General features: G+C 30.4%; 2 protein-coding genes and 1 pseudogene. All 3 read left to right on the forward strand.

The features are described from left to right. A partial coding sequence (qac, locus tag HMPREF2578_RS07660; RefSeq protein ID WP_032604730.1) for a QacA/B family quaternary ammonium compound efflux MFS transporter occupies nucleotides 1-1,503 on the forward strand: 1,503 nt, incomplete at its 5' end. A gap of 204 nt (nucleotides 1,504-1,707) precedes the next feature. After that, nucleotides 1,708-2,268, forward strand: a complete 561-nt coding sequence (locus HMPREF2578_RS07665) for a hypothetical protein (RefSeq protein ID WP_001077893.1) — start codon at nucleotides 1,708-1,710, stop codon at nucleotides 2,266-2,268. Between the two features lie 63 nt (nucleotides 2,269-2,331). Then, nucleotides 2,332-2,466 (forward strand): annotated as a pseudogene (locus tag HMPREF2578_RS11440) (HAD hydrolase family protein); the annotation flags it as partial. Between the last annotated feature and the right edge of the window lie 102 nt (nucleotides 2,467-2,568).

Genomic DNA, 2,568 nt, shown 5'->3' on the forward strand with positions numbered 1-2,568 from the left:
AAAAAAAGATGGACTGCACTAGTAGTATTAGCTGTTAGTTTGTTTGTTGTTACAATGGATATGACAATATTAATTATGGCTTTACCGGAATTAGTAAGAGAGTTAGAGCCTTCTGGTACCCAACAGTTATGGATAGTTGATATATACTCTCTTGTTTTAGCTGGCTTTATAATTCCATTGAGTGCCTTTGCTGATAAATGGGGAAGAAAAAAAGCATTATTAACTGGATTTGCTTTATTTGGCCTCGTTTCATTAGCTATATTTTTCGCAGAAAGTGCAGAGTTCGTAATAGCTATTCGATTTTTACTTGGTATTGCAGGTGCTTTAATAATGCCAACTACTCTTTCAATGATAAGAGTAATTTTTGAAAACCCTAAAGAAAGGGCCACTGCATTAGCTGTATGGTCAATCGTTTCATCGATAGGTGCTGTTTTTGGACCAATTATCGGAGGAGCTTTACTTGAGCAATTTTCATGGCACTCGGCATTTTTAATTAATGTACCGTTTGTGATAATAGCAATTGTAGCAGGTTTATTTTTATTACCAGAGTCTAAGTTATCAAAAGAAAAGTCTCACTCGTGGGATATTCCTTCTACAATTTTATCAATTGCAGGCATGATTGGACTGGTATGGAGTATCAAAGAATTTTCAAAAGAAGGACTAGCAGATATTATTCCATGGGTTGTAATAGTATTAGCAATTACCATGATAGTGATATTTGTTAAACGTAATTTATCAAGTTCTGATCCAATGTTAGACGTAAGACTTTTTAAAAAGAGATCATTTTCAGCTGGTACAATTGCTGCATTTATGACAATGTTTGCAATGACATCTGTTTTGTTATTAGCTTCACAATGGTTACAGGTTGTGGAAGAACTTTCTCCTTTTAAAGCTGGCTTATACCTATTACCTATGGCAATAGGAGATATGGTGTTTGCACCAATTGCACCCGGATTAGCGGCGCGATTTGGACCGAAAATAGTGTTACCTTCCGGAATTGGAATTGCAGCCATTGGCATGTTTATTATGTATTTCTTTGGTCATCCATTATCATATTCTACAATGGCTTTAGCATTAATTTTAGTTGGAGCTGGTACGGCTTCACTAGCAGTTGCATCTGCTCTAATAATGTTAGAAACACCTACATCAAAAGCAGGTAATGCAGCTGCTGTTGAAGAGTCTATGTATGACCTTGGAAATGTTTTTGGTGTAGCAGTACTTGGTAGCCTATCTTCTATGCTTTATCGTGTATTTTTAGATATTTCATCTTTTTCATCAAAAGGTATAGTTGGAGATTTAGCTCATGTAGCTGAAGAATCTGTAGTGGGCGCTGTCGAAGTAGCTAAAGCTACGGGGATAAAACAGCTTGCAAACGAGGCTGTAACATCATTTAATGATGCTTTTGTAGCAACTGCTTTAGTAGGTGGGATTATCATGATTATCATTTCAATAGTTGTCTATTTGTTAATTCCCAAATCACTTGATATAACTAAACAAAAATAGTACTAAACATATATTTTTAGATATTGTAGATTAGTTTATTTTTAAAATTAGTAATAGTTAAAAAGTAGAACCATTAATTTTAAATGGTTCTACTTTTTTATTATTAAGTAAAATTATAAAAGACAATTTCTTAAATTAATAATATGATATACCTATATCTAATAATTTATTAGTATTAATAAACCTTGAAAGGATGATTAACTGATGAATAGAGCAGATATTTTTAAAATATTTGATGTAGAACTTAATATAACTATATTTTTAGGAGCACTAGTAGCAACTTTCATCTATTTTATAAGTTACATGAACAATGTAAATGAATTAATTACATTATGCTTAACATTAGCTTTTCCTGCATATTTATTAAAAATTAGCAGATCGTTCGAGGTTATTTTATTAGAGGAAAAAATAAAAAATAGTAAAATCAAAATCTGTGACAAAGATAGAATTGAACGAGAGATACTGGTGAAAAAGAACCTAATAGATGAACTATTGTTTCCTAATAGAGTTATTAAAAAATATACACTGACAATTTTAATTTACAGTATAGGTATTATTATTCTTTTACTACTTTGTAATATGTTAAGTTATGGAATTGGTGAAAATGTCAATTTTATCTGGAGATTACTAGCTTGTTATGTAACGAGTGTCACAGTGATTATAGTTGCCTTGATTATAATGATAATGATATTTGATCTTATAATTGGATTACTATTAAATTTTCAAATATTTTTAAAAAATAAAAAGTATGATGACTTTTTATAATTATTCGATTTATATAATGAAAAATTAAATGATTAAACATAGAAACCTCAAAACAAACCATATTTAATAGAGTTTATGGCGCCTTATACAAATAAAGGCTATGCTGTTAAAGAATTATGTAGCTATCTTCAGATTAATATGGATGATGTTTATACTATTGGCGATAGAAAATTGATTTACCTATGTTTAATACCCTAGATAATTCTTCTGATAATTTAGTTTTTGTTAGAGTTTAACATAACTGATGATTATCAGAAGTTTGAGTCACATTAAAAAGGCACAACAAGTTCATGAACTTGT

Origin of the sequence: Staphylococcus sp. HMSC072H03, assembly GCF_001809305.1 — a bacterium.
GTDB lineage: Bacteria > Bacillota > Bacilli > Staphylococcales > Staphylococcaceae > Staphylococcus > Staphylococcus hominis.

Coding starts and splice junctions, on each gene's coding strand:
- HMPREF2578_RS07665 (WP_001077893.1), top strand. CDS start 1,708: ATGAATAGAGCAGATATTTTTAAAATATTTGATGTAGAACTTAATATA.